Below are 24858 nucleotides of genomic sequence, written 5' to 3'. Positions count from 1 at the left end.
TACCTCGCTAGTCTTCTATTTTCTCAAATAATAGCGCCATCCCTATCCCGCCTCCAATTCCTAATGTAGCAATTCCATATTTCATAGACTCTCTTTGAGCCTGATAAAACAAACGTGTTACAAGCATAGCACCAGATGCACCGTACGGATGACCGAGCGCAATTGCTCCACCATTTACATTTACTTTTTCGTACGGAATTTGTAACTCTTTTGCGCAAGCAACAACTTTTGAGGCGAATGCTTCATTTATTTCAAAATAATCGATGTCCTCTACTTTTACATTCATTTCGTTTAATAATTTGTTCACCGCAAATATCGGACCAGTCCCTGGAAGCTTGGGATCCACTCCCACTACAGCACTACGAACGAAACGAAGGACAGGTTTATAACCTAACTTTCGAGCTTGTCCCTCTTCCATTACAAGAACAGCACATGCCCCATCATTTACACCACATGAATTACCTGCCGTCACTGTTCCATTTTGTAAAAATGCGGGCTTTGTTCTTTTAATGATTCGTTCATAATTCATTTCTGGCTTTATAGATTCATCTAATAATCCATTAAAAGAAAATATTTCATCATGTATATATCCTTTTTCTAACGCTTGCAGTGTCCGCTTATAACTAAGACAAGCATACTCGTCTTGCATTTCTCTCGTTATATTATAACGCTCCGCAACATATTCAGCCGCTACTCCCATGTCAGGATCACCAATTGTTTCAGGTGAAAATCGTGCTCTTTTTTGAAAAGGTGACGTACTTGTACTCTCTACTCCCCCGGCGATATAACACTTACCTGCCCCGCCTTGAATGAGATGACACGCAGTTCGAATTGCTTCTAAACCAGCACCACATTGCCGATCAATCGTTACACCAGGAATATGATAGCCAAGTCCCGCCTCTAAAGCAGATAGTCTCGCAACATTCCCTCCTGGCCCAACAACATTACCTAATATGACATCATCTATTTCCCTCTCAATCCCTTTACTTAAAAACGTAAGAAGCGGCGTTGCTAATTGCTGAACTTCATACTCTTTTAACATCCCATTCTTCTTACCAATAGGTGTTCTTTTCGCCTCTACAATAACTGCTCTATTCATATATTTTCTCCCGGTTTTCAATCATACTTTTTGCTTCCATACGAGCGATTTTCCCACTATTTGTATAAGGTATTCCATCTACAAAATGCCATTCTTTCGGTATTTTAAAAGAGGATAATCTCTGTAAGCAAAAACTCTTTAATTGTTGTTTCGTAGCACTTCCTTTTACAATCGCGACGGGCTTTTCACCCCAGTAACTATCTTTCACACCAATTACAACTATTTCATCGACAGCTGGGTGTTCATGTAATACACTTTCTATTTCTTCTGGATAAATATTGACTCCTCCAAATAAAATCATATTCTTCTCTCTACCAACAATATATATAAAGCCTTCTTCATCTTCATAGCCTACATCTCGCACTGTCATCCAACCTTCTGCATTCAACTCCCGTGTTAAAACCCCATCTATTATGTATCCCATAAAAAACTGATCACTTTTCACATAAACAGTTCCTATTTCACCTTTTTGTACTTCTTCGCCTGCTTCATTACATATTCGAACTTGCACATTATGACAAGGTTTTCCTACTGAATTTGGCCTTCTTTCGCTTTCTGCATCGACTAGTGCTGTTACAAAACTTAACTCTGATGCACCATAAAATTCATATCTTTTCGCATAAGGAAATATATTCTTTATTTTTTCTTTCGCTTCAGCTTCCCATTTCGCTCCTGACGAAATAATTTTCACTTTATTTTCTATTACTCTATTTTCTTTATATAAAGATTCAAGCATTGTCGGAACTGTATACATAACCGATATATTTTCAGTTTCTAACTTATCTAATACTTGATTCGGAATGAACTTTCTCATAATGTGCACTGTTTGTCCTACATATAATGCACTTATTGCCCCGTATAAGAAAAGAGAATGAACGAGCGTCCCAGCTATTAAAATTGAATCCTCCCTTTTCATATGAAAGTCATGTACATTACAATCAAAACTATGAACCCACGATTGTTGTGCACGTAAAAATGCCTTTGCTGTTCCTGTTGATCCTGATGTAAATCCCATATAAAAAGGAGCATGTTGTACACTTTCTACAGTGGAATATGTAGGAAGATATTTCTCTATCATTCTTTTCCACTCATCAATTTCAATTACTCTTCCTTCTTCATCCAATAGATCATTCACCTTATATCGTTCTGTCACAATCATATCCGGATTACTAATTTCAATTCTTTCTCTGAGCTCATCTTGTTTCCACTTTATATCTAACGGAACACAAACCCACCCGGCCATAGCGGCACCAGAAAATAGTTGTAAAAACTCTATACGATTTTCTAATAGGATTGCTATCGTTTTATTCTTCGATTTTTTTTCATTTAACCAGCTTGCTACTTTACAAACTGATTCAAACCACTCTTTATATGTTAAAACTCTATCATTTTCCTTTATCGCTATTTTATTCGGTTGTACAGAGGCATGCTTTTTATATTCTTTTGTAATCCCCATATGAGACGTCCTTTCTTTACAATAATAATAAAAAGAAACACGCAATTAACGTGTTTCTTCCCTTTATCATCCCGCATTTGTATATTTTCCATTCTTTAAAGCGGGCGTAATAATATGTTTCAATGAACGATGTAATTTTGTTACGAGAACTGCCGCAATAATTGCTTTTATACAATCCCCTGGTAAAAACACAGCACTCACTTTCATTGTCTCCCATACAGAAACATCCATTAAGAACGCTTGTACAGTAATACCAAATACATAAACTACGAAAATACCACCAATTATATTAATACATAATACTTTTATAATAGAAACTTCACGTAAACGCTCAATTAAATAACCAATAACAAACGCCCCAATGATGTAACCAAGTAAATATCCTGCACTTGGTCCAACAAATACACCAAGGCCACCGCGTCCACCAGCAAGCAATGGTGCTCCAACTCCTACAATAAGTAAGAAAATAAGCTGACTTAACGCACCTAGACGTGATCCTAACAACCCACCCGCAAGCATAACACCGAGTGATTGCAATGTAATTGGAACTGGTGTAATAGAAAGAGCAATCGGAGGTATTAACCCTAACACTCCCATAATAGAACTAAATAAAGCGACAAAAACTAAGTTTTTTGTATTCATATTTGCTTCTCCTATTTGTAAACTTAAAATTTATTTTAGGTAACATATCATAAAAATTATATTATCTTTCCACTCCTCTTTTGTCAACCATTAATGTATTAGAGTTTACAAATAGAAGTTCACTTATTTCTCTCTATGCAAATGCTCCAGTTCTTTCCGAAGCGCCTGTTTTAAAAACTTCCCAACAGATGTTTTCGGTATTTCTTCCATAAAGACAATATCGTCTGGCAACCACCACTTCGCAAACTGTGGTTTTAAAAACTCATATATTTCTTCTTTTGTAACCGTACTATTTTTCTTTTGAACAACGCAGGCAATTGGTCGCTCTTGCCACTGAGGGTGAGGAACTGCAACGACAGCCGCTTCAAATATAGCATCATGTGCCATTAAAGCATTTTCAAGGTCAACTGAGGAAATCCACTCGCCTCCGCTTTTAATAACATCTTTCGTACGGTCAACAATTTTCACGCATCCTTCCTCGTCAACTGTAACAACATCTCCTGTATATAACCAACCATCACGAAAACCTTCGACAGTACGCTCATCGTTATAATAGCTTTCAGCGATCCACGGCGCTCGTAAACATAGTTCTCCCATCTCCGTACCGTCCCACTTCACTTCACCATTTGTACCGACTACTTTCATCTCTACACCAGGTACAAGATACCCTTGCTTTGATCTAATTTCTAATTGCTCTTCATACGATAATTCTGTTTCATAACTTTTTAAACGTGCAAGTGTTACGAGTGGGCTCGTTTCGGTCATACCATATGCATGGATGAACGGAACATTGTGTTTTTGTTCAAATGCTTTAATAACACTTTTCGGTGCAGCTGCACCACCGCATAGTATTCTCGTCATACTAGATAAATCGTAACTATTATTTTCTAACTCTTGTAATACACCAAGCCAAATTGTCGGCACACCGGCAGCTAACGTCACTTTTTCAGATTGGATCATTTCTAATAAAATTTTTGGCGTAAACATCGGTCCTGGAAGAACTTGTTTTGACCCAAACCAAGTAGCAGCGAAAGGAAGTCCCCAAGCGTTCACATGGAACATCGGTACAATCGCCATTGCAGCATCACTTTCCGATAAAGCAGCTGTATCCGCTAAACCGAGTGCCATGCAATGCAGTACAGTACTACGATGCGTATATACAACACCTTTTGGATTTCCTGTAGTCGCTGACGTATAACACATACCAGCAGGTGTATTTTCATCAATATCTTTTACAAATTGGAAAGTTGGATCGCCTTCTTCTAATAGCTTTTCATAATGATATACAGGCTTCAGCGTAGTATTTGGGAGTTCATCTTTATCAGTCATAATAATGTAAGCTTGTACAGTTGATAATTGTGATTGAATATTTTCAACGAGTGGTACGAGATCTTCATCAATAAGTAAAATTCGATCTTCTGCATGCTGAATAATGTATGAAATATGTTGAGGAGATAAACGAATATTAATTGTGTGTAAAACGGAAGCAATACCAGGAATAGCAAAATACGCTTCCACATGCCGATGATGGTTCCATGCTAACGTTCCTACACGTTCACCTTCTTTAATTCCAAGCTTTTTCAACGCACTGGAAAGTCTTCTCGTTCTTTCCCCTAACTGCTTATACGTTAACGTTGTAACTGTATCATGTGTCCGTGAAACAATTTCTTTCTTCGAAAACAGTTTCTCTGCTCTTTCCATCATAGAACTAATTGTTAGCGGTACATTCATCATCATATTGGTTATGTCCCCCTTTAAAACGTTTTCATTTTTCGTTTATTATAGCAGACTTCTACAAATGATTACGACATTTTTCTGTATTTTCTGAATTATTTCTTTGGAAATAATTCAGAACGATAAAAAACATGTTTTGAATACATTGATTCGAAACATGTTTTTTATTTTTTATAAACTATCTACCTTTTTCCTTACTTTCTTTTTCAGTTTAAAAATAAAACGATTACTGTATTCCTTATTTTCTACTAAAATCCGATACGTCTCTAACACTCCTAACACACGTACAAAAAGATAAACTCCGATAGCAATAAGTACAACACAGTACGGATAATACTGCACTAATTCTCCTGAAGTGATATGCTTTTCCTCAAACAAAAACGGTATTGCGCCTGCGGCAATAAAACAAAATCCAACAATCACCACTGCGGCATACTTCTTCTTAATAATCGCATATCTGTTGGTCAATTCTTTTAGAAAGTTTTGATCAAATAGTAGTTCTTCCTTTTTCAATACATTGTATCGACTCTCTTCTATCGTTACAGGTGCCATCATTGCTCCGATCCCAAGCACTGCAATGATAATGACAAGAAACGTAGACATTGTTGCATTTTCTTTAAATAATAAGTACGGTATTGTAGATAAAATAAGCAAGCTAAATCCTAATGCAATATATTTAGAAATTTTTTGTCCATACACTATATACCCTTCTGCCATTTCCTTACTTACATAATAACCATTTTCCTTTTCGTTACTTTGCTCAGCAATTTCTTTTAATAAATAGTCAAGTGATACTTCAAATACATTTCCAATCATTATTAACTTTTCAGTTTCAGGAAAACCTTGACCGTTTTCCCATTTACTAACCGCTTGCCTTGTTGTGTTTAATTTCTCGGCTAATGCTTCTTGAGAAAGACCCTTTTCTTTTCTTAATTTAAAAAGCTTCTCACCAAATCCCATATGTGTGTCCCCCTTCGTTTTCTTAACTAAATTGTATGTAAACATTGCTCTTACCTCTATCTTCCTGCGGTTGCACTTTGTCAACTTACGGTTGCGATTGTGTTATATAGTGGTTTTGTATACGATTTAGCTATTATTCTTCTATGATTATGGCGTTAATAAACCACCCTCTCCTAATAACCAATTATAACAATTAAAGGTAATTATTGTTATAAAAAATCAAAAAACTCCTTTATTCATTTAAAGGAGTTTTAAATATGAAATATTCCAAGAGGAGCTGTTTTTTCTTCCTCCTACTACCTCACAATTTCTTCTATATATTTTTATGTGTCATATAACGAACTATGTACTGTATATGTTTTCATCTCTTTATCTGAGGCATACTCATATATATGTAAAATATTACTCTTATTAACTACCCTAATAAAACCACTACTCAATAATCATAACGGCTTCTGCTTAAACTTTTCATAATGTCGTACTTTTAATGAAAGGATATTTCCGCAGTCTGTACAAATATAAGCATCCACCGGTGAAGATGTGAACATCGTTTCCTTTTTCCGTATTTGTGCATATCCGACAAACTCACCTTCTCCTATGTTTTGAGAACCACAATTAGAGCATGTCTGCACGGTTTTTTGTTTCATGAGAGCACCACCTTTAATCTGTTTCCACTCCCTTCGACAGCTCACTTCCATTTCCCTTCCAAAAAACCTCTTATTCTCTCACATTTCAACAGGAATCTCAAAACAAAAATCGTATATGTACTATGAAATATATTTATTAACGGAGGAATTTTATGACTACTGTTATGACACTCGATATAGCAACAGAAATTGAAAATGCAGAAATTGATATGCTCTCTTCTAGATTAGAGAGACTACAAACAATAAGCGGAAACCCAATGCAAGTGCAAATGAAAAAATTCGGTAGCGCCACTGCCTTTTCATCAAAAATAATTGCTGGTCCAGCTTTTAATACGGTAAAAGGTATTACAAATGCAGATGCGATTGATGCAATCATTTCTTATTATGAATCACTACAAATCCCTTGTCGTTTTGAAATTACCCCAGCACAAGGTACAACTGAATTATTTCAATACTTATCTCAAAAAGGGTTTTATCAATCTAGCTTCCATACTGCTTTGTATAGTATACCGAGAGAGGGTTCATCACTTCTTCCTTCTAATATTACAATACGAAAACTAAAAGAAAATGAGTTTGATATTTTTGCAGACATTTATGTACGTGGATTTAATATGCCATCCTTTACAAAAGATAGCGTGCGCCAAAATAATGAAATTCTTTACAATGAACCAGGGTGGCATTTTTTCATAGCTGAAGTTCAAAATATCCCTGCTGGTATTGGTGTCCTGTATATAAATAAGGGTGTCGCATCATTAGCTGCTTCTGCTACTTTGCCAGAATTTCAGCGTAAAGGCTGTCATACTGCATTAATTCAAAAACGAATTAAGAAAGCTATTGAATCCAATTGTACTTTAATAGTTGGACAAGCAAGGTTCGGTAGCGGCAGTCAAAATAACATGGAACGTGCTCACATGAAAATCGCTTATACAAAATCAATATGGACCGCAAAAGACATATTATAATTTACTTTATTTCTCCTCCCGTTACATTTTTAAACATTTTATGACAATTCCTTTTCTATCCTATTAATCATTTGAATATTCAAACTAGATTTGTTACGCTATTACTAGATACATCATTCAACTTGCAATATGAAAAGAGAATTCTAATCAAACTACAAGGAGGAGAAATGTATGACTAAACATGATCATGGTTTAAAAGAAAAAGTAGAAGGTGCCATTGATAAGGTAAAAGGTGAAGTAAAAGAAGTTGTTGGGAAAGTAACTGACAATAAGAAATTACAAGCTGAAGGAAAATGGGATAAGGTGAAAGGCACTGCTAAAGATACAGTTGGTAATGTGAAAGAAAAAGTACATGAATATAAGGAACATAAGAAAGAAAAATAAAAAAGAGCCCATCGGCTCTTTTTTTATTTCCCTTCATTTTTCTCTAACACGTATAAATCTTCTTCCATATTCGTTAATTTCTCACTTACAAGCTTTCTTGCATCTCCAATTGCTTGATTGTATGCAAATGGTCCAACTAATTTAATCATTTCTTCTATTAAACGCTCTGCTTGGAAACGCCCAATTTCATCTAGATCTTCTTCCATGAAAAATTGCTGAATTTGCGCTACAAGCTCTTCTTTTTTATCATTTGGTATTTTTATATTCATCATCGTTGTTACTCCTCTATATTTAAGATAATATCTTCCTTAACTCTACCATAGAAAAACGATTACCAGGACAGCTTTTTGTAACTCCTTCTAACTCCCTATGACCTAGTATATTTTCTTTCTTTATAGCAAATTGCTTCATAAACATTTTGCATAAAGAATATAATGCATTCACTTGCGGGGGAGTGGGATCATATTTATCGAAATTTCCCGTCATACATATTCCAATTGTATGACGGTTATGGTCTTTCGCGTGCGCTCCAATATGTAAACCTCGCCCTTCCACTACAGTTCCATCCTTTTCGATAAAATAGTTGTAACCAATTCCGCTCCACCCCCTTACAGTTTGATGAAATTCATGCGTTTTATACACGTCCCATCCATCTTCAGCTGTATGGTGAATAATCAGTTTGTTTACTTTTTCTAAAGGAACTAATTCATCTTGAAATGTTAGATTGACACGTTTAATTTCCATTTGAACTGCCTCCTCTTAAAAATCAATCATAATAATCGTTTTATCATCTGGCCTTATTCTCTTTTCCGCTTCTAGCTCTTCAATAATTGCTATATATTCGTTTATACTATTCTTTCTTATATATGCAACAGTTTGTTCTAATGACCAATCTGGGTGAAATAACCCGTCTGAACAAATAAAAATCCCACTCACTTCATCTGTATGTAATTCACCATGTTGTAAATAATGTATCGCTTCTTTCATTCCATTTGCAACTGAATAACCATTTGGCATATTTGCAAGATAACGATTGTATTTTAACTGTTCTCGAACATCTTGAAAAACATATTCTTCTGGTACAGATAACCCTTTTTTACGATCTTCTTCCCTCTTCTTTTTTGCTCTTTTACTAATTCCTTCAACTGTGTCTTTCGTTAATACTTGCATCGTTCCATTTTGAAAAGTTGCGACAATCATACAGTCCCCAAGCTGCGCATATTCAATTTTCTCACCAACTATTTGGACTGCCGCGATACATGTGCACCACAAATGCTCTTTTTTTCTCGTGTCTACTTCATATTCTAACATTTTGCTTTGCAATGCTTCATTTGCTTTGGCAACTGCAAATTGTAAACTATGATTCTCTCGTAATACAGTAAAATAACTTGCAAATAAATGCGAAGCGATGTATGCTCCATTATGTCCCTTTTCATCACGAAACGGGACAAGTGGTGTTGCACCGTCACATACACCATAAATCTTTTTTTCTTTATTACAAAAATAAGAATCCTCACATTCTTGCTTCAACGGGCTTTTCTGTTGATATGTTTTTATCTTCACAACTGTATCCCCTTTCAAATGATAAAATACTCAAATTCTTTTGATTAATCTAATTTACCTAAATAAACTGTTTTTACCCAAAACTTTCAATATCATATATAATCTTGAAATAATATGAATTTTTCAGTGAAGGACGGGAAAGAAATGGTCAGATTCCTTGGTGTTATTATCGGTTCTATTATTATTGCGGTTGCCTTTAATCTTTTCCTTATCCCCCACAAAATTTTAAGTAGTGGAATTGGCGGAATTGCTATTATTTTAGGGATTGTAACCCCTGTAAACACAGGCATTATTAACTTTGTATTAAACTTACCTATCCTTATTTTAGGGTACATAGGTCTTGGGAAAAAAGTAATTTTTAACACAGTTGTCTCTGTAGTTGTATTATCTGTTGCATTATACTACGTTCCAGTAAAAGTCGTAGCAACAGATCCATTGTTATCTTCTATCTTCGGAGGTGTAATCGCCGGAGCTGGTATTGGTCTTGTTTTTAACTGTAATGGATCCACTGGTGGATTTGATATTATCGGTATGCTTTTATCCCGCAAGCGAGACATTAAACTTGGCGGATTCCTTATTATTTTAAATGCAGTCGTTGTAATAATCGCAGGATTCTTCTTCACCTGGGATGTTGCACTTACAAGCTTACTTTCAATTTATGTAACTGGTAAAGTAATTGATGCTGTTCATACAAAACATCGTAAAGTTACACTTATGATTGTAACAAATGAAGCAGAAAAAATGAAAAAACAACTTCTTTCAACTGTTGTACGTGGAATAACGTTACTTGATGGCGAAGGTGCTTATTCAAGCGAGAAAAAGCGTGTACTTATGACCGTCGTTTCTCGTGAAGAATTAGCAAGTATGAAACTAACAATTTCTGAAATCGACCCGAATGCATTCGTTAATATTACAGAAACTGTAGAAGTGTTAGGACTTTTCAGAAGAAGTTAAAGACTAGGTGGGAATCCACCTAGTCTTTATTTTGCATAAATTCAATTCGGTTTCCAAATGGATCTGACACGTAAAATCGAATTACATCTGGCCGTGCATAATCATCAATCACTTTAACACCTTGCTCTATAAGTGTTTGCTTAAATTCATTAATTTCATTCACATAAAAAGCTGGATGAGCCTTTTTAGCTGGTGTAAAGTTCCGCTCGACACCAATATGGATTTCTTGATTTCCGCATTTAAACCAACATCCACCTCGTTTTTTCAACTCTTCTGGCTTTGGAATTTCTTCCATACCAATCGTATTCCCATAAAAATCACGCGCCTCTTCTTCACACCCTACAGGTGCAGCTACTTGCACGTGATCAATCCCTTGAATATAATTTTTCATTTTCTCTCCCCCTCCTCTACCCTAATGTTATACGGAAAACAACCGTCTGTAACTTACAAAAGGTTTATAAAACAATATAAGCTCCCCTTATTACCATCCTGCATTCACCTTGCAAAAAATAAAAAAAACAAAATTTATTCTATAACTTCCATTTTTTATAGAAATACACATTACATCTATATTATAGTTATGAATAGACAAATCTTTTTAGATGCTATTTGTACGGAGGAACTATTATGAGTCGTAAAAAATATTCACCAACTCAAAACAAACGTCATCCGAACATTTCTAGACGTTTGCGAAACCATATACAAGATCGTTCATTAACAGAAATGTACGCATCTCTGTTCGAACACAATCCTGATAGTATTATTTCATTAAATTTAGAAGGAGTTATTCTACATATAAATCCTTCTGCCGAAAGAATATTAGGTTACACTTCTTTAGAATTAGAACAGAAAAATATTACCTCTATTTTAGAAGCCCATATTTCTGAGCAAGTATTACAAAATATAAAGAATACTGAAGCGGATAATCAACAAGAGTATATCTTATCTATTTATCATAAAAATGGATTCTTATTAGATGTTGTGACAAAACTAGTTCCTATTTTTGTTCAAAATCGTCTTACTGGCGTATATGCTATTATGAAGCCGCTTGAAAAATCAGAAAGAATTGAGAATATGCTAAAAGAAAGTGAGAAGAGATTACGTACATTAGTAAACTCCATGCCTGCGTTTGTTATTTTTAAAGATCATGAAGGGCGCTGGCTTGAGGCAAATGATTACGCACTTTCTTGCTTCAATTTCCATCATGTACCTTACCACGGGAAAAAAGATAGCGAACTCATTCAATATAATGAAGCATACCGAGAAGCTTTTTTACATTGTGAAGAAATCGATGAACTAGCATGGCAACAAAGACAAATTCTTCATGGCGAGGAATTTATTATACATAGAGATGATTTCGATCTAATCTTAAGTATATCAAAAGTTCCGCTTTATCATCCTGATGGTTCTCGCAAAGGTCTTATCGTGATGGGGAGAGATGTTACTGAGCTAAAAGAAACTGAAAAGTTACTACGAAAATCAGAGAAGCTCGCAGTAGTCGGACAACTGACAGCTGGAATTGCCCATGAAATTCGAAATCCACTCACTTCTCTAAAAGGTTTTCTAACGTTGCTCCTCCCTGAAATAAGTGAGGAGCAGAAATGGTATATCGATGTTATGTTAAGTGAGATTTCACAAATGGAATCCATCACGAGTCAATTTATGGCGATGTCTAAGCCACAAGTATTATCTATCCAAACTTGTAACATACAAACTTTAATTGAAGAGGTAGTTACATTTATTTTACCGACTGCAATTATGCATAGCGTTCATATCATCATGGATCATTTTGATTACGTATATGATATTCAATGTGACGGTAACCAATTAAAACAAGTTTTTATAAACATATTAAAAAATGCGATAGAAGCAATGCCAAATGGCGGAAATATTTTCATCCAAACAAAACCATTAGAGGATAATTTCATCTTAATACGAATTATCGATGAAGGTTGCGGCATTCCTGAAGATCGTATCTCCCGTCTAGGCGAACCTTTTTATAGTTTAAAAGAAAAAGGCACAGGACTAGGATTAATGATGTGTTACAAAATAATTGAAGAACATCATGGTAGATTACACATTTCAAGCGAATTAAATAAAGGTACGATTGTTGATATTGAGCTACCACTTTCTTCATCTCATCTTGCAATCCAGTCTTAAATAAAAAAGAAGCATCTGCTAATCGTTAGCAGATGCTTCTTTTTTAAAATGCTTTGTCATACCACTCTTTTGCTTTTTCTACTTCACCCATCGTTAATTGATGCCCTCGATTTTCCCAATGCATTGTTACATTCGCATTTGCATTTTCTAATAGTACCTTCAATTCCTCTGACTCTGCTGATGAACAAATTGGGTCATTTGTCCCAGCAGCAATAAACACAGATTTCCCTGCTAAATTTGCTAATTGAATTCCTCTTCTTGGTACCATTGGGTGATGAAGCACAGCACCTTTCAATGCATTTTCGTAATGGAATAATAAGCTTGCTGCGATATTTGCCCCATTCGAATAACCGATAGCTACAATGTTATTTCTATCGAATTTATATTCTTTAGCCGCTTCATCTAAAAATTCATTTAATTCCTTCGTACGGAAAATTAAATCCTCTTCATCAAAAATGCCCTCTGCTAATCGGCGGAAGAAACGCGGCATCCCATTCTCTAACACATTTCCCCTAACGCTTAATACCGACGCTTCCGGATCAATTATTTCTGCAAGTGGTAGTAAATCTAATTCATTACCACCTGTGCCATGAAGTAATAACAACACTGGTTTTGACGTATCTTTTCCTTTTTGAAAAACATGTTTCATCATAATCCTGTTCCCCCTCCAATCACTTTAATCTAAATTTCTCACTTCAAATGGTAAAAGCGTTTGTTCAATCTGTTTTCTATGTTGTTCATATTGTTCCGGTAACTTTAATTCCTCACCCATCGTCTCTAACGATTCATCATGAGCGAAACCAGGAGGATCTGTTGCAATTTCAAATAAGATTTCACCATGTTCTCTAAAATAAATCGCGTTAAAATAATTTCGATCTTGTACAGGAGTTACGTGATATCCAAAACGCGACACATACTCTTTCCAGTCTAGCTGATCAGCATCATCACTCGCTCTCCAGGCAATATGATGAACTGTGCCAACGCCCATTTGGCCACGACCGATTGTTGATAATTTCAAATCAATAATATTTCCAATGTCAGCAGAAGAACGGAATCGAACAAATTCGCCCTCTTCTCCAATTTTTTCAAGACCCATAATATGTTCTAACAATTCAGCTGTTTTTTGAGGCTGTGCAGATAAAAGAACAGCACCTCCAAACCCTTTAATTGCTACTTCTGGTGTAACTTCTCCAAAACTCCAATTGTTTAATTCGCCTGCTTCTCTTTCAACTAATTCTATATGCAAACCATGCGGATCATCAAATTCTAAATACTGCTCTCCAAAACGAGTCATTTTTGTATACGAAACATCGAATTTTTCTAATCTATTTTCCCAAAACTCCATTGTACCTTTTGGTACAACGTAAGACGTAATTCCTACTTGACCGTCCCCAATAATACCTTGACGAGCACCTGCCCATGGGAAAAACGTAATAATTGTTCCAGGCTTTCCTCCTTCATTTCCAAAATAAAGATGGTACGTACCTGGATCATCAAAATTCACTGTTTGTTTCACTAAACGTAACCCTAATACACCAGCATAAAAGTCTACATTTTCTTGTGGATGCCCTACAATCGCTGTAATGTGATGGATTCCCATTGTTTTCTTTTCCATTTCTTCCACTCCTTTTTTATTTCATTATAAAAATTCTTTTACATTTAAATTCATTATTCATTTTGTCCATGCTACAAAGTAAAATCCGTTATAATAATTTTATCTCGAATTCGAGATATTAATTACAAAATTACACATTAGCGTCTAACTTATCGGGATTATCTCGATTTCAAGATAGTTTCCAAAAAACATTTACTCACTCTAAAATCATAATAAAACTTGATTTAGAATGTCATTTATCTCAACCTCAATACTTATTATAAGTTACTTACTTTTCCTTGTCAATAAGTTACTTATTTCATTTAAAAAGAAAAGAGAGTAAACGTTATTCACCGTCTACTCTCTTTTCAAATCATTTCGTTTCTTCTTCCAGTACTGCTTCCATCTCATTAAATTCACGATGAACTGCCTTAACGGGTTCTTTCGTTAATAAACTTACAACGATAACAGTTAATAAACTACAGAAGAATCCAGGTACCATTTCATACATAATTGCTTTTAAACTTGGAATTTGTACCCATGCTATAACAACTACTGCACCGACAATCATACCAGCAAGAACGCCCCATTTGTTCGTTCTCTTCCAATATAAACTTAATAAAATAGCGGGTCCAAATGCTGATCCAAATCCTGCCCAAGCATATCCAACAAGCGTTAAAATTGTATCACTCGGATGATACGCTAAAACAACTGCAATCATCGCTACAACTAATACTGACAGCCTACCGATAAATACAAGTTCTTTATCACTTGCATTACGACGGAAAAATGTTTTATAGAAATCTTCCGTTACTGCACTTGAAATAACAAGTAATTGTGAGGAAATACTACTCATAATCGAAGCCAAAATAGCTGATAATAAAAATCCTGTAATATACGGATGGAATAAAATATTTGAGAATGTTACAAAGACCATTTCTGGGTCTTGTAATGTCGCATTATTTTTAGCATAATAGGCGATACCAATTAGACCAGTAAGCATTGCACCTATAATTGAAATCGTCATCCAACCGATACCGATTCTACGAGAAGTTTTTAAATCTTTAATAGAGGTAATTGCCATAAAGCGGACAATAATATGTGGTTGACCAAAATATCCAAGGCCCCATGCTAAAAAGGAAATAATCCCTAATACTGTAGTCCCTTTAAACATATCCAAATGCGATGCATCGACTTGCTTAATCGTATTAAATGTTTCTGTTACACCACCGACATCCGTAAAAGCAACAATTGGCACTAATACAAGCGCAATAAACATAATACAACCTTGCACAAAGTCCGTCCAACTTACGGCTAGAAAGCCACCGAATAGTGTATACGCAACAACGACACCCACTGTTACAAATAAACCAATTTTATAATCAAGGTTAAAAGAATTTTCAAACAAACGTCCACCTGAAACTAAACCAGCCGACGCATAAAATGTGAAAAATACTAAAATGACGATAGCGGAGACAAAACGAAGTATTTTCGTACGATCTTTAAACCGATTCTCTAAAAAGTCTGGAATCGTAATTGAATCATTTGCCACTTCTGTATACGTTCGTAAACGCGGGGCAATGATTAAATAGTTTGCATACGCACCTATTAATAAACCTATCGCAATCCATACACTTGATAATCCTGTTGCATACATCGCACCAGGTAATCCCATTAGCATCCAACCACTCATGTCAGAAGCACCAGCTGATAAAGCTGTAACTGCTGGACCGAGTCCCCTCCCGCCTAACATATAATCTGATAAATCGGATGTCTTCTTATAAGACCAATATCCGATATACAACATACCTGCCATATAAATAGCAAGCGATACCATAATTTCAATCTTCACCAAATCTCTCCCTTAGTCCATAAGCCATTCAAAATTTCGAAAAATGACTTTTTCTATTTTCTTGTTTTCGCTTATGGTTCCCTACCTTAACAAACATTTTTTGTTCTTTCAAGTGAACGAGCACTTTTTATTACATGTGAAAACCTTTATAAACGCCTTTATCCCAGTGGATTACAATGATTTTTTAAGGAATTAAAGTAATAATATTCAGAAAATTAAACGGTGTTTTTTCACACCTTATTTTCATTCGTTTACCCGATAAATTTTAAAAGAAAAAAGCCATACAAATGTATGACTTTTAGCTTATTGACGTCTCAATTTTCTCTTTCTCTACATATACTTTACGAAATTTCATATAACATCCAATACGCCAAGGTACTATATAACAAACCGCAAGAGTGTAGAAAAGAATGCCGATTGACTTTGGATCTAGACCTTGTAAATGTCTTCTAAAATAAGCACGTAAAAGAACGATAACTAAAAATGTAGCAATAAAAGCGATACTTTTTTTTGCATAAATTTGACCATCTTCTCTGACTTCATACCCACTTAAAATAATAAGTGGAATTGACAATAGCAGTCCGATCCCAGCAGCTATACAAATTTGCCAACCAGCAAGTTGTATCGGTGCTGCGTATAAAGAAAAACCTGGTAATAAGAAAAATAATGGCAATAGTAGTCGTCTTCCTTTATTATTAATTGGTCGATTCATAGAGCGCATGCGTCTAAATATAACGAGCCCTATGACGAGTAAAAAAATTGTAATACTGTAAGAACCTTGTTGCAAGTGAATCTCTCCCTAAAAATAGTCATTTTTAAAAATACTTCCCTATTATACTCCTAATTTTTCCAAAAATATGATTATTCCTTAAAAAAATCTTACATATCAAATATACTTTTAGGTTTGATTTACTATAGGAAACAATTCCGAAAGAGGAACTACTCTCCCCACCTCGTCTTTAAACACAATATGCTCTCTAGTTAAATGGCGCGGGCTCTTCACTCCCGCCGCTGCCGCTAATGAAAATAAACTATATCTCATACTAATAATATAATTCATGACTCGCCACTTCTTCTCATACGGATCTAACGCTTTTTGATAATGCGGATTCGTCGTGGCTACACCAGATGGACATTGGCCAGAATTACATTGAAGGGCCATAATACAGCCGCTTGCCATCATAAATCCGCGGGCTGAACTTACAGCATCCGCCCCAATCGCTAAAACAATCGCTACTTTATCTGGTGTGATTAATTTACCCGATGCAAATACTTTAAACTTGTTACGAACACCATAATGGTTTGCTGTATCAATAAATGTAAGTAATGCTGGAATAAGCGGCAGTCCCATACAATCTGCCATCGATTTATACGTTGCCCCTGACCCGCCTTCTGAACCGTCTATTGTAATAAAATCTGGATAAATGTTTAGTTCTTTCATTGTTTTTATTAAATCTTCCAAAGGCTTCTGCTGACCAATTACAATTTTCATTCCAACTGGTTTACCGCCGCTTTCTTGCAACTGTTGAATAAAATAAAGTGTATCCGCTGCATTCTTTAAAAATGAAAATCGATTCGGTGAATTAATCGTCTCTCCCTTTCGGACGTTGCGAACAAACGCAATTTTCTCATTTACTTTTTGCCCCTCTAAATGACCACCACGTATTTTAGCACCTTGCCCAAATTTCAATTCGAATGCTCTAATATTACTTTCTTTCACTTTCTCCATGAATTTTCCCATTGAAAAATTACCGTCTTCATCACGGTATCCAAATAACCCTGGACCAATTTGCGCAACGATATTCGCTCCTGTATGTAAATGTTCTGGAATAACGCCACCTTCACCCGTATTAATCCACGATCCGCCTGCCATTTTTGCTCCAAGACCACTCGCTAAAATATAATTTTCTCCAATCGCACCATAAGAAGTCGCAGATGCACCAAACATGCCATGTAGCTTCCACGGATATTTACGGTTCTCACCGACTATAATTGCATCATCTTCTTCGTACAGCCAAAGATTCGTTGTATCCGCTGTCAATTTTTCTCTTCTTGAAAATAACCCTTCTTTATGAATCACGTACTTTTTACCTTCTCGCTCTTGCGTGAGATTCACACTTAATTCCTCCGTTAATATCGGAAATAATGTATTAGCAATATAATATCCAGAAGCTTCAAAATCTCGTTTTGATCCAAAACCAAGTATTTCAGAGCGATATTTTGCTAAAAACATAACACTTTGAAAATCATAACGTGAGAAAGGCTTTCCATCCGTATCATGATCAAACCAATATTGTCGAAATTCAGGCCCTATCTTTTCCAGTAAGTAGCGCATTCTTCCTAAGTACGGATGTAATTTTAAAATAGAATGATGTGTTCGTTTTTTTATAAAAAATGTAATGATAAAAAAGACGATTAAAAGCAACATTAAAAATAGTAATATACTAATAATAACGAGTAGCGTTTCACTCATCCCGCTTCCCCCTATGAAATTCCATAATAAAAGGAGAACACTAGATGTGTTCTCCTTTTATCTTTATTCATACTAACGTAGCAAGATGCTCTTTCGCGTCATATTCAACTAAACTTTCAGCGTGTTTAATTCGATGAACAAAGTCTGGATTAGCAATTAACGGTCTTCCGAATGCCGCTACATCAATCGTTCCTTCTTGCAACGCTTCTTCGGCCTCTTTCGGATTTAAATTACCAACCCCAACAATCGTACCATCCCAATATTTTCTTACTAGTTGATGAAAATTCTTTCCGTCAGCAATCTCTTGGGTATAATTCATCGTTGAAGGATGGATCATCGTTAACCCAACCTCTTTAAACATATTTATGAACGTTTCAATTGCAAACTCAGGGTTTTCCCACATATAAGTAGGATTATCACCTTTGAAAGCAGAGAAACGAAGAAGTGTTTTATTAGCTCCAACAGCTTCTATTACAGCAGCCGTTACTTCTTTCATAAACGTTAACCTTTGTTTTAAATCACCGCCATATTTATCTGTTCGCTTATTCGCAAACTCATACGTAAATTGATCGATTAAATATCCGTGTGCACCGTGAATTTCTACTCCATCAAATCCAGCTTCGATCGCATTTTTCGCAGCTTGTGCGTATTGATCGATCACTTCTTGTATTTCTTCTAACGTCATTGCTTCTGGCGTATCAAACGGTTTACGAAAGCGTGGAACATTTCCCTCTGCAGCGATAGCCGACGGTGCTTGTGGCATTTGACCACCAATTATTTCATGATGACTCATACGCCCAACATGCCATATTTGAGCAATAATCGTCCCGCCTTCTTTATGTACTGCCTCTGTAACAGGTTTCCAAGAATCGATTTGTTCTTGTGTATAAATACCTGGTACTCCTGGGTTTCCTTTTGCTCTCGGACTAATGACAATTCCTTCTGTAATAATTAGTCCAATTCCATCTGCAGCACGTTTTCTGTAGTACTCCACTACATCCGCACCAACTACTCCAGTCTCATTATCTGCAAAGCATCTTGTCATCGGTGCCATCGCTATACGATTACGAAGAGACCAAGCTCCAACTTGAATTGGATCAAACAACTTTGTTTCTTCAACGTTTCCAAAAAATCCCCCAGCATTTACATTTGTTCCTTCATAAATACTCGCTGCTTTATTACTTGAACTTGTCATTTTTCTTCCCCCTAAAAAATCTTACTATAATCGCATCATACTTACTTTTAGATAGTAACGTCAATTTTTACGACTTTACAATAAAAAAATTCGAATATCCAAAAAATAAAATGCTATAAATAATATTAAAAAGGTTTCCTTAGGAGGAAACCTTTTTTGTTGACCATATATGGCTGTCAATTCGTTTATCTCTTTAATAAAAAAACACCTTATCAATAGAAGTGAAAATGGTTCAGTATTCTTCTAAAAATAATAACTTATATACCTAAAACAATGAAAGCCCTACCTCTCTTTCATCCTTACGGCTCCTCGTCCGTGCCAGTGTGAATCAGGATTGCAAAAATCAAGTAACTATTTTATCGAAGTATTCAATTAAACTTCGAACATTCATAAATGAAATTAAAAAATAAAAATGGATTTGATTGTAGTAATAACAATAGAGGTAATGCTCTAAAAGTGGTTTGAAAGAGTTGAATGTCTTTGAAATGATAAATTTTCTATAATTATGTTCCCAAAAAATTCAAGATCTTTTTTGGGATATAATACATTATTTGTAATGAACCTTAACAAAAGCTTTTTATCTGATTTTCTGTGATACCTTCAATTAATCCCAGTTCACTAATCAAAAATTCATATGCGTTATCTAACATCTTCTTTTCGCTTGCATTAAGTGCTTTTTCTTTCTGTATACGCATTAAATCACGCACAACTTCAGCACCTTCTTGCATTTTACCCGTCTTTATTTTATCAGTGTTCAATTTATACCTTTGTTTCCATGTAAGTAATCTATCTGATTCCCCATGTTGAAAAATATCCATTATGTGTGCTAATGCGGTTATATCCGTAACTGGACGTATATTCGAATTCAATATTCTCCCTGCTGGAATCATTAGTTCCATATTACTAGCCGACATTTTTATAACATAATACTGTTGTTTTTCTCCTGAGATTTCCTTCTCTTCTATGGCTTTAATTATACCTGCTCCCTGCATTGGATAAACAATGTTATCGCCAATTTGAAACAAATAATCCACCTCCATATATGGTAACCTTCTCAAACTTAACACACTTTTAGTTTTTTAGCAAAATTTTTATTTTATCATAAAATTATTTTACACGTCAACACTTCAGAAGCAAGAAATTAAATTTACACAATACACTATAAAAATCGCAATTCCATTAACGGTTCCACACACATATTCATTCTCTTTTAATACAAAAACACATCACTACATTTAAGTAGTGATGTGTTTTTGATAAGACATAAATAAAGATCTACTTTTCCGTCTATATGCTAACCTGCTTACTAACCGTTTCCCTCGCTAAAAGAAAACTCATAATCACTTGCGCTGCTACTCTACTCGTCATATCTCTGAAATCAAGAGTTGGATCAATCTCTACTATATCCATCCCTTGAACGAGCGGTTCTTTACCAAGGAATTCAATCGCATCTAGTAAAGTCGCACTATCCATTCCACCAGGCCCAATTGCTGGACAACCTGGTGCAAACGCTTGGTCTAGCACATCCATATCAAGAGAAATATAAATAGAAGTCACACCTTGATTTCTTAATAATTCAATACTTTCCGTGATAATATCTTTTATTTCTCGCTCTCGTACGTCTTTCATTGTATACACTGTTACACCATGCTCTATTGCATATTCATGGTACGCACGTGCATTAGAAAAATTACGAATTCCAATTTGAACAAGTTGTTTCCCTGTAATGACATCATTTTCTAGTAAACTACGGAATGGTGTACCATTTGACGGGCCTCCATCATCTAAATTACGTAAATCATGATGAGCATCAAATTGAATAATCCCGACCTTTCCTTTACTGTTTGCAAAACCTGTTATACTCGGAAAACTAATCGAGTGGTCACCACCAAGAACGATTGGTATCATGTTCGGGTTTACTTTCGTTACATGACCAACTGTTTTCGCAATTCGTTTATGACTTTCTTTTATATCCGTCACATGCATCGTAATATCGCCGCAATCATATAAGACACTTTCTTTCATATCGTGTTTTTCTGTAATTGCATATGTACTATATGCATCTAACATCGCACGAATTGTCTTTGGAGCAAAACTCGCTCCTGAATGACTAATAGATGGTTTAGAAAGGGGTGCTCCAATTAAGGCAGCACCGAATATTTCTACACCTTCCTCCCAATCTTTAATCATCTCACTCCATTTTGTCACTTCACGATCAATAAACTTTGCGTTTTTCTTTAAATAGTGGCCGTGCTCCACGATTGTTCACCTCTTGTATATGCAATATTACCATTCTTCCATACTGTATTCACATGACTTACGCCGTAATGATACGGTACGTAAGCATAATTGTAAGCATCCCATAAAACTAAATCTGCCTTACGACCAACTCTAATTTTCCCAGCTACATCACCACGGTTAATGGCATATGATGAGTTAACCGTTACGGCATTCCAAACTTCTTCTGGTGTCATTTTCAATTTTAGCATCGCAATGCTCATAATAAGCTGAATATTTTCAGTTGGACAGCTACCTGGGTTAAAGTCTGTAGCTAACGCAACTGCAACACCTTCATCAATCATTTTACGACCACGAGCAAAGCTTTCTTTATTTAAATAGAAAGTTGTTCCTGGTAATAATGTTGCTACTGTATTCGAGTTTGCAAGCATTTCAATCCCTTTATCAGAAGCACCAACTAGATGGTCTGCTGATGCTGCACCGATTTCTGCCGCTGCTTCCGCACCACCAAGAGGGTCGATTTCATCTGCATGAATTTTCACATCAAAGCCAAGCTCTTTCGCTTTTAATAAAAATTCTTTTGATTCTTCTACTGAGAACACACCTGTTTCACAGAAAATATCAACGAATTCCGCCAATTGTTTCTCTTTCATTTCTGGTAATAGGTCTAACATCCATTGTAAAAATTCTTTCGATCTACCTTTATATTCTTTCGGAACTGCATGAGCACCTAAAAATGTGGAAACTAAATCGATCGGATGCTCTTTTTGTAATTGTGCAGTTGCCTCTAATTGTTTCCATTCCGTCTCATCATCTAATCCGTAACCACTCTTCGCTTCTACAGTTGTAACGCCGAAAGATAACATACGGTCTAAATGGAATTTCGCTTTTTGAACAAGTTCTTCTTTCGACGCCTTTTTCGTTGCATTTACAGTTGAAAGAATACCTCCGCCTTGTTCTAAAATTTCTAAGTACGGAACTCCTTGTAATTTTAGCGCAATTTCGTTTTCACGCGATCCACCAAATACAAGATGGGTATGCGGGTCAACAAGACCAGGAGAAACCATTTTCCCCCCGCAATCAATAACTTCTTTCGCTTGTAATCCTTTCGCTTCTTCCGCTGTTCCAACGAAAGTGATTACACCATTTTCAATTCCAACCGCACCGTTTCCGATAACAGGAAGCGTGTTCATCGCTTCTCGTCTTAACAAGCCATCTTCTTGATCCATTGTTAGTAATTGACCGATATTGATTAGTAAAGTGTCCAGCATGTTTTCTCCTCCTTATTTCATCATTGGAATGTTAACGCCTTTTTCTTTCGCAGTTTCCACAGCTAAGTCATACCCTGCATCAACGTGACGAACAACACCCATACCAGGGTCAGAAGTTAATACGCGCTCAATACGTTTTGCTGCTGCTTCTGTTCCATCTGCAACGATAACCATTCCAGCGTGAAGTGAATAACCCATACCAACGCCACCACCGTGGTGAACAGATACCCAGCTCGCACCGTTTACACTATTAATTAATGCATTTAAAATTGGCCAGTCAGCTACTGCATCACTACCGTCTTTCATCGCTTCTGTTTCACGGTTTGGAGATGCTACTGATCCGCAATCTAAATGGTCACGACCAATAACAATCGGTGCTGATAATTCACCATTTGCAACCATTTCATTAATGATGCGACCAAATTTCGCACGCTCACCGTAACCTAACCAACAAATACGTGATGGAAGTCCTTGGAACTCAACTTGTTGACGTGCCATACGAATCCAGTTACATAAATGTTCATTATCAGCGAACTCACGTAAAATTACTTCGTCTGTTTTATAAATATCTTCTGGATCACCAGAAAGTGCTACCCAGCGGAATGGCCCTTTTCCTTCACAGAATAATGGACGAATAAATGCTGGAACGAATCCTGGGAAATCGAAAGCATTTTTCAAACCTTCATCGAAAGCAACTTGGCGAATGTTATTTCCATAATCAAATGTAATTGCACCTTTTTCTTGCATCGCAAGCATCGCTTCCACATGTTTTGTCATACTTTCTTTTGATAATTGTACGTAACGTTCTGGATCTTTTTCACGAAGTTTCGCTGCTTCTTCTAATGTGTAACCTACTGGAATATAACCGTTTAATGGATCATGAGCAGATGTTTGATCTGTAACTAAATCTGGCGTAATATCACGCTTCACTAGTTCTGGTAAAATCTCTGCCGCATTTCCTAGCAAGCCAATTGAAATTGGTTCTTTCTTCTCTTTATACTCGTTCGCAACAGTTAATGCTTCTTCTAATGATTCTGTATACATGTCACAATATCTCTTTTCAATACGACGATCGATGCTGCGCTTATCAACATCAATAGCAATGACAACACCGCCGTTCATCGTTACAGCAAGAGGTTGTGCACCACCCATACCACCTAAACCAGCAGTAAGTGTTAATGTACCTTTTAATGAACCTTTGAAATGTTGACGAGCTGCTTCACCAAATGTTTCATATGTTCCTTGTAGAATCCCTTGTGTTCCAATGTAAATCCAGCTACCAGCTGTCATTTGTCCGTACATCATAAGACCTTTTTTCTCTAGTTCTCGGAAGTGATCCCAGTTTGCCCATTTTGGTACTAAGTTTGAGTTCGCTAACAGAACGCGAGGTGCATCTTCATGTGATTTAAAAATGGCAACTGGTTTTCCTGATTGAACAAGTAACGTTTCATCGCTTTCTAACGTTTTTAATGAATCTACAATCGCCTGATAGCTTTCCCAGTTACGAGCTGCACGGCCAATTCCGCCATACACAACTAATTCTTCTGGTTTTTCAGCAACTTCCGGATCTAAATTGTTCATTAACATACGAAGTGCAGCTTCTTGCACCCACCCTTTCGTTTGTAACTCTGTACCTCTTGGCGCGCGAATTGTTTGTTGTACTTTTTCCATTTC

General features: G+C 36.0%; 24 protein-coding genes. 4 read left to right on the top strand and 20 right to left on the bottom strand.

What is annotated here, in order from left to right:
- Positions 1-7 precede the first annotated feature (7 nt).
- The 6 genes from IQ781_RS25305 to IQ781_RS25280 form a co-directional block, all read right to left on the bottom strand.
- Positions 8-1099, bottom strand: coding sequence for an acetyl-CoA C-acyltransferase (locus IQ781_RS25305; RefSeq protein WP_063220555.1), 1092 nt, complete (start codon positions 1097-1099; stop codon positions 8-10).
- Complete coding sequence (locus IQ781_RS25300; protein WP_063220556.1) at positions 1092-2555, bottom strand: acyl-CoA synthetase; 1464 nt, start codon at positions 2553-2555, stop codon at positions 1092-1094. Before IQ781_RS25300 ends, IQ781_RS25305 begins: the two co-directional genes overlap by 8 nt.
- A gap of 66 nt (positions 2556-2621) precedes the next feature.
- Positions 2622-3197, bottom strand: a complete 576-nt coding sequence (locus IQ781_RS25295) for a biotin transporter BioY (protein WP_001093334.1) — start codon at positions 3195-3197, stop codon at positions 2622-2624.
- A 123-nt stretch (positions 3198-3320) separates the two neighbouring features.
- On the bottom strand, positions 3321-4934 hold the full coding sequence (locus IQ781_RS25290) for a long-chain fatty acid--CoA ligase (protein WP_048655775.1): 1614 nt from the start codon (positions 4932-4934) through the stop codon (positions 3321-3323).
- 168 nt (positions 4935-5102) lie between these two features.
- Complete coding sequence (locus IQ781_RS25285) at positions 5103-5891, bottom strand: helix-turn-helix domain-containing protein (RefSeq protein WP_063220557.1); 789 nt, start codon at positions 5889-5891, stop codon at positions 5103-5105.
- Between the two features lie 443 nt (positions 5892-6334).
- On the bottom strand, positions 6335-6538 hold the full coding sequence (locus tag IQ781_RS25280) for a hypothetical protein (protein ID WP_033693195.1): 204 nt from the start codon (positions 6536-6538) through the stop codon (positions 6335-6337).
- Between the two features lie 152 nt (positions 6539-6690).
- Between IQ781_RS25280 and IQ781_RS25275 the strand changes: the two genes are divergently transcribed.
- Together IQ781_RS25275 and IQ781_RS25270 are read left to right on the top strand one after the other, a co-directional pair.
- A complete protein-coding gene (locus IQ781_RS25275; RefSeq protein WP_000214341.1) occupies positions 6691-7500 on the top strand; it encodes a GNAT family N-acetyltransferase in 810 nt (269 codons plus the stop codon).
- A 171-nt stretch (positions 7501-7671) separates the two neighbouring features.
- On the top strand, positions 7672-7884 hold the full coding sequence (locus tag IQ781_RS25270) for a CsbD family protein (protein ID WP_000160410.1): 213 nt from the start codon (positions 7672-7674) through the stop codon (positions 7882-7884).
- 23 nt (positions 7885-7907) lie between these two features.
- Here IQ781_RS25270 and IQ781_RS25265 read toward each other — a convergent pair whose 3' ends face one another.
- From IQ781_RS25265 to IQ781_RS25255, 3 genes are read right to left on the bottom strand one after another with little or no spacing between them, the layout of a single operon-like run.
- Complete coding sequence (locus IQ781_RS25265) at positions 7908-8156, bottom strand: DUF2164 domain-containing protein (protein ID WP_000981066.1); 249 nt, start codon at positions 8154-8156, stop codon at positions 7908-7910.
- 19 nt (positions 8157-8175) lie between these two features.
- On the bottom strand, positions 8176-8628 hold the full coding sequence (locus IQ781_RS25260; RefSeq protein WP_000404002.1) for a peptidoglycan recognition protein family protein: 453 nt from the start codon (positions 8626-8628) through the stop codon (positions 8176-8178).
- 15 nt (positions 8629-8643) lie between these two features.
- Entirely contained in the window at positions 8644-9465 is an 822-nt protein-coding gene (locus tag IQ781_RS25255; RefSeq protein WP_069461620.1) for a protein phosphatase 2C domain-containing protein, read from the bottom strand.
- Between the two features lie 126 nt (positions 9466-9591).
- Between IQ781_RS25255 and IQ781_RS25250 the strand changes: the two genes are divergently transcribed.
- Positions 9592-10401, top strand: a complete 810-nt coding sequence (locus IQ781_RS25250) for a YitT family protein (protein WP_000251344.1) — start codon at positions 9592-9594, stop codon at positions 10399-10401.
- Between the two features lie 19 nt (positions 10402-10420).
- Here the strand turns inward: IQ781_RS25250 and IQ781_RS25245 are convergent, their stop codons facing one another.
- On the bottom strand, positions 10421-10792 hold the full coding sequence (locus IQ781_RS25245) for a VOC family protein (RefSeq protein ID WP_000800772.1): 372 nt from the start codon (positions 10790-10792) through the stop codon (positions 10421-10423).
- 236 nt (positions 10793-11028) lie between these two features.
- On the opposite strand from IQ781_RS25245, the gene IQ781_RS25240 reads away from it, so the two are divergent.
- A complete protein-coding gene (locus tag IQ781_RS25240; protein WP_000087662.1) occupies positions 11029-12561 on the top strand; it encodes a BA3702 family sensor histidine kinase in 1533 nt (510 codons plus the stop codon).
- Positions 12562-12604: 43 nt separating this feature from the next.
- On the opposite strand, the gene IQ781_RS25235 is transcribed toward IQ781_RS25240, so the two are convergent.
- The 10 genes from IQ781_RS25235 to hutU all read right to left on the bottom strand — a co-directional run bounded on the left by IQ781_RS25235 (position 12605) and on the right by hutU (position 24855).
- Complete coding sequence (locus tag IQ781_RS25235) at positions 12605-13213, bottom strand: alpha/beta hydrolase (protein WP_000975454.1); 609 nt, start codon at positions 13211-13213, stop codon at positions 12605-12607.
- A 24-nt stretch (positions 13214-13237) separates the two neighbouring features.
- A complete protein-coding gene (locus IQ781_RS25230; RefSeq protein ID WP_000412739.1) occupies positions 13238-14176 on the bottom strand; it encodes a ring-cleaving dioxygenase in 939 nt (312 codons plus the stop codon).
- 352 nt (positions 14177-14528) lie between these two features.
- Entirely contained in the window at positions 14529-16007 is a 1479-nt protein-coding gene (putP, locus tag IQ781_RS25225) for a sodium/proline symporter PutP (protein ID WP_063220559.1), read from the bottom strand.
- A 298-nt stretch (positions 16008-16305) separates the two neighbouring features.
- Entirely contained in the window at positions 16306-16794 is a 489-nt protein-coding gene (locus tag IQ781_RS25220; protein WP_001183921.1) for a CcdC family protein, read from the bottom strand.
- A gap of 111 nt (positions 16795-16905) precedes the next feature.
- Positions 16906-18480 carry an FMN-binding glutamate synthase family protein gene (locus IQ781_RS25215; RefSeq protein ID WP_139846889.1) on the bottom strand — a complete coding sequence of 525 codons (1575 nt, stop codon included), beginning with the start codon at positions 18478-18480 and terminating at the stop codon, positions 16906-16908.
- Between the two features lie 67 nt (positions 18481-18547).
- The gene (locus IQ781_RS25210; protein ID WP_139846890.1) at positions 18548-19675 is read right to left on the bottom strand and encodes an alkene reductase; all 1128 of its coding nucleotides are present in this window, start codon (positions 19673-19675) and stop codon (positions 18548-18550) included.
- A 563-nt stretch (positions 19676-20238) separates the two neighbouring features.
- Positions 20239-20700 (bottom strand): CarD family transcriptional regulator, encoded by a 462-nt coding sequence (locus IQ781_RS25205; RefSeq protein WP_170317877.1) that lies wholly within the window; start codon positions 20698-20700, stop codon positions 20239-20241.
- 262 nt (positions 20701-20962) lie between these two features.
- On the bottom strand, positions 20963-21934 hold the full coding sequence (gene hutG, locus IQ781_RS25200; RefSeq protein WP_016125114.1) for a formimidoylglutamase: 972 nt from the start codon (positions 21932-21934) through the stop codon (positions 20963-20965).
- Positions 21913-23184, bottom strand: a complete 1272-nt coding sequence (hutI, locus tag IQ781_RS25195; protein ID WP_139846891.1) for an imidazolonepropionase — start codon at positions 23182-23184, stop codon at positions 21913-21915. The genes hutG and hutI overlap by 22 nt, the downstream gene beginning before the upstream one ends.
- A gap of 12 nt (positions 23185-23196) precedes the next feature.
- Positions 23197-24855, bottom strand: coding sequence for a urocanate hydratase (hutU, locus tag IQ781_RS25190; RefSeq protein ID WP_139846892.1), 1659 nt, complete (start codon positions 24853-24855; stop codon positions 23197-23199).
- Positions 24856-24858 lie beyond the last annotated feature (3 nt).

The organism is Bacillus sp. N447-1, assembly GCF_022701035.1.
GTDB lineage: Bacteria > Bacillota > Bacilli > Bacillales > Bacillaceae_G > Bacillus_A > Bacillus_A cereus.
The sequence above is the reverse complement of the archived record's forward strand: the minus strand, read 5'-3'. Positions and strand labels throughout refer to the sequence as shown.

Excerpts from the sequence above, each read along its gene's own strand:
- IQ781_RS25305 (WP_063220555.1), bottom strand. The coding sequence starts at position 1,099 with ATGAATAGAGCAGTTATTGTAGAGGCGAAAAGAACACCTATTGGTAAG.
- IQ781_RS25300 (WP_063220556.1), bottom strand. The coding sequence starts at position 2,555 with ATGGGGATTACAAAAGAATATAAAAAGCATGCCTCTGTACAACCGAAT.
- IQ781_RS25295 (WP_001093334.1), bottom strand. The coding sequence starts at position 3,197 with ATGAATACAAAAAACTTAGTTTTTGTCGCTTTATTTAGTTCTATTATG.
- IQ781_RS25290 (WP_048655775.1), bottom strand. The coding sequence starts at position 4,934 with ATGATGATGAATGTACCGCTAACAATTAGTTCTATGATGGAAAGAGCA.
- IQ781_RS25285 (WP_063220557.1), bottom strand. The coding sequence starts at position 5,891 with ATGGGATTTGGTGAGAAGCTTTTTAAATTAAGAAAAGAAAAGGGTCTT.
- IQ781_RS25280 (WP_033693195.1), bottom strand. The coding sequence starts at position 6,538 with ATGAAACAAAAAACCGTGCAGACATGCTCTAATTGTGGTTCTCAAAAC.
- IQ781_RS25275 (WP_000214341.1), top strand. The coding sequence starts at position 6,691 with ATGACTACTGTTATGACACTCGATATAGCAACAGAAATTGAAAATGCA.
- IQ781_RS25270 (WP_000160410.1), top strand. The coding sequence starts at position 7,672 with ATGACTAAACATGATCATGGTTTAAAAGAAAAAGTAGAAGGTGCCATT.
- IQ781_RS25265 (WP_000981066.1), bottom strand. The coding sequence starts at position 8,156 with ATGATGAATATAAAAATACCAAATGATAAAAAAGAAGAGCTTGTAGCG.
- IQ781_RS25260 (WP_000404002.1), bottom strand. The coding sequence starts at position 8,628 with ATGGAAATTAAACGTGTCAATCTAACATTTCAAGATGAATTAGTTCCT.
- IQ781_RS25250 (WP_000251344.1), top strand. The coding sequence starts at position 9,592 with ATGGTCAGATTCCTTGGTGTTATTATCGGTTCTATTATTATTGCGGTT.
- IQ781_RS25245 (WP_000800772.1), bottom strand. The coding sequence starts at position 10,792 with ATGAAAAATTATATTCAAGGGATTGATCACGTGCAAGTAGCTGCACCT.
- IQ781_RS25240 (WP_000087662.1), top strand. The coding sequence starts at position 11,029 with ATGAGTCGTAAAAAATATTCACCAACTCAAAACAAACGTCATCCGAAC.
- IQ781_RS25235 (WP_000975454.1), bottom strand. The coding sequence starts at position 13,213 with ATGATGAAACATGTTTTTCAAAAAGGAAAAGATACGTCAAAACCAGTG.
- IQ781_RS25230 (WP_000412739.1), bottom strand. The coding sequence starts at position 14,176 with ATGGAAAAGAAAACAATGGGAATCCATCACATTACAGCGATTGTAGGG.
- IQ781_RS25215 (WP_139846889.1), bottom strand. The coding sequence starts at position 18,480 with ATGAGTGAAACGCTACTCGTTATTATTAGTATATTACTATTTTTAATG.
- IQ781_RS25210 (WP_139846890.1), bottom strand. The coding sequence starts at position 19,675 with ATGACAAGTTCAAGTAATAAAGCAGCGAGTATTTATGAAGGAACAAAT.
- hutI (WP_139846891.1), bottom strand. The coding sequence starts at position 23,184 with ATGCTGGACACTTTACTAATCAATATCGGTCAATTACTAACAATGGAT.
- hutU (WP_139846892.1), bottom strand. The coding sequence starts at position 24,855 with ATGGAAAAAGTACAACAAACAATTCGCGCGCCAAGAGGTACAGAGTTA.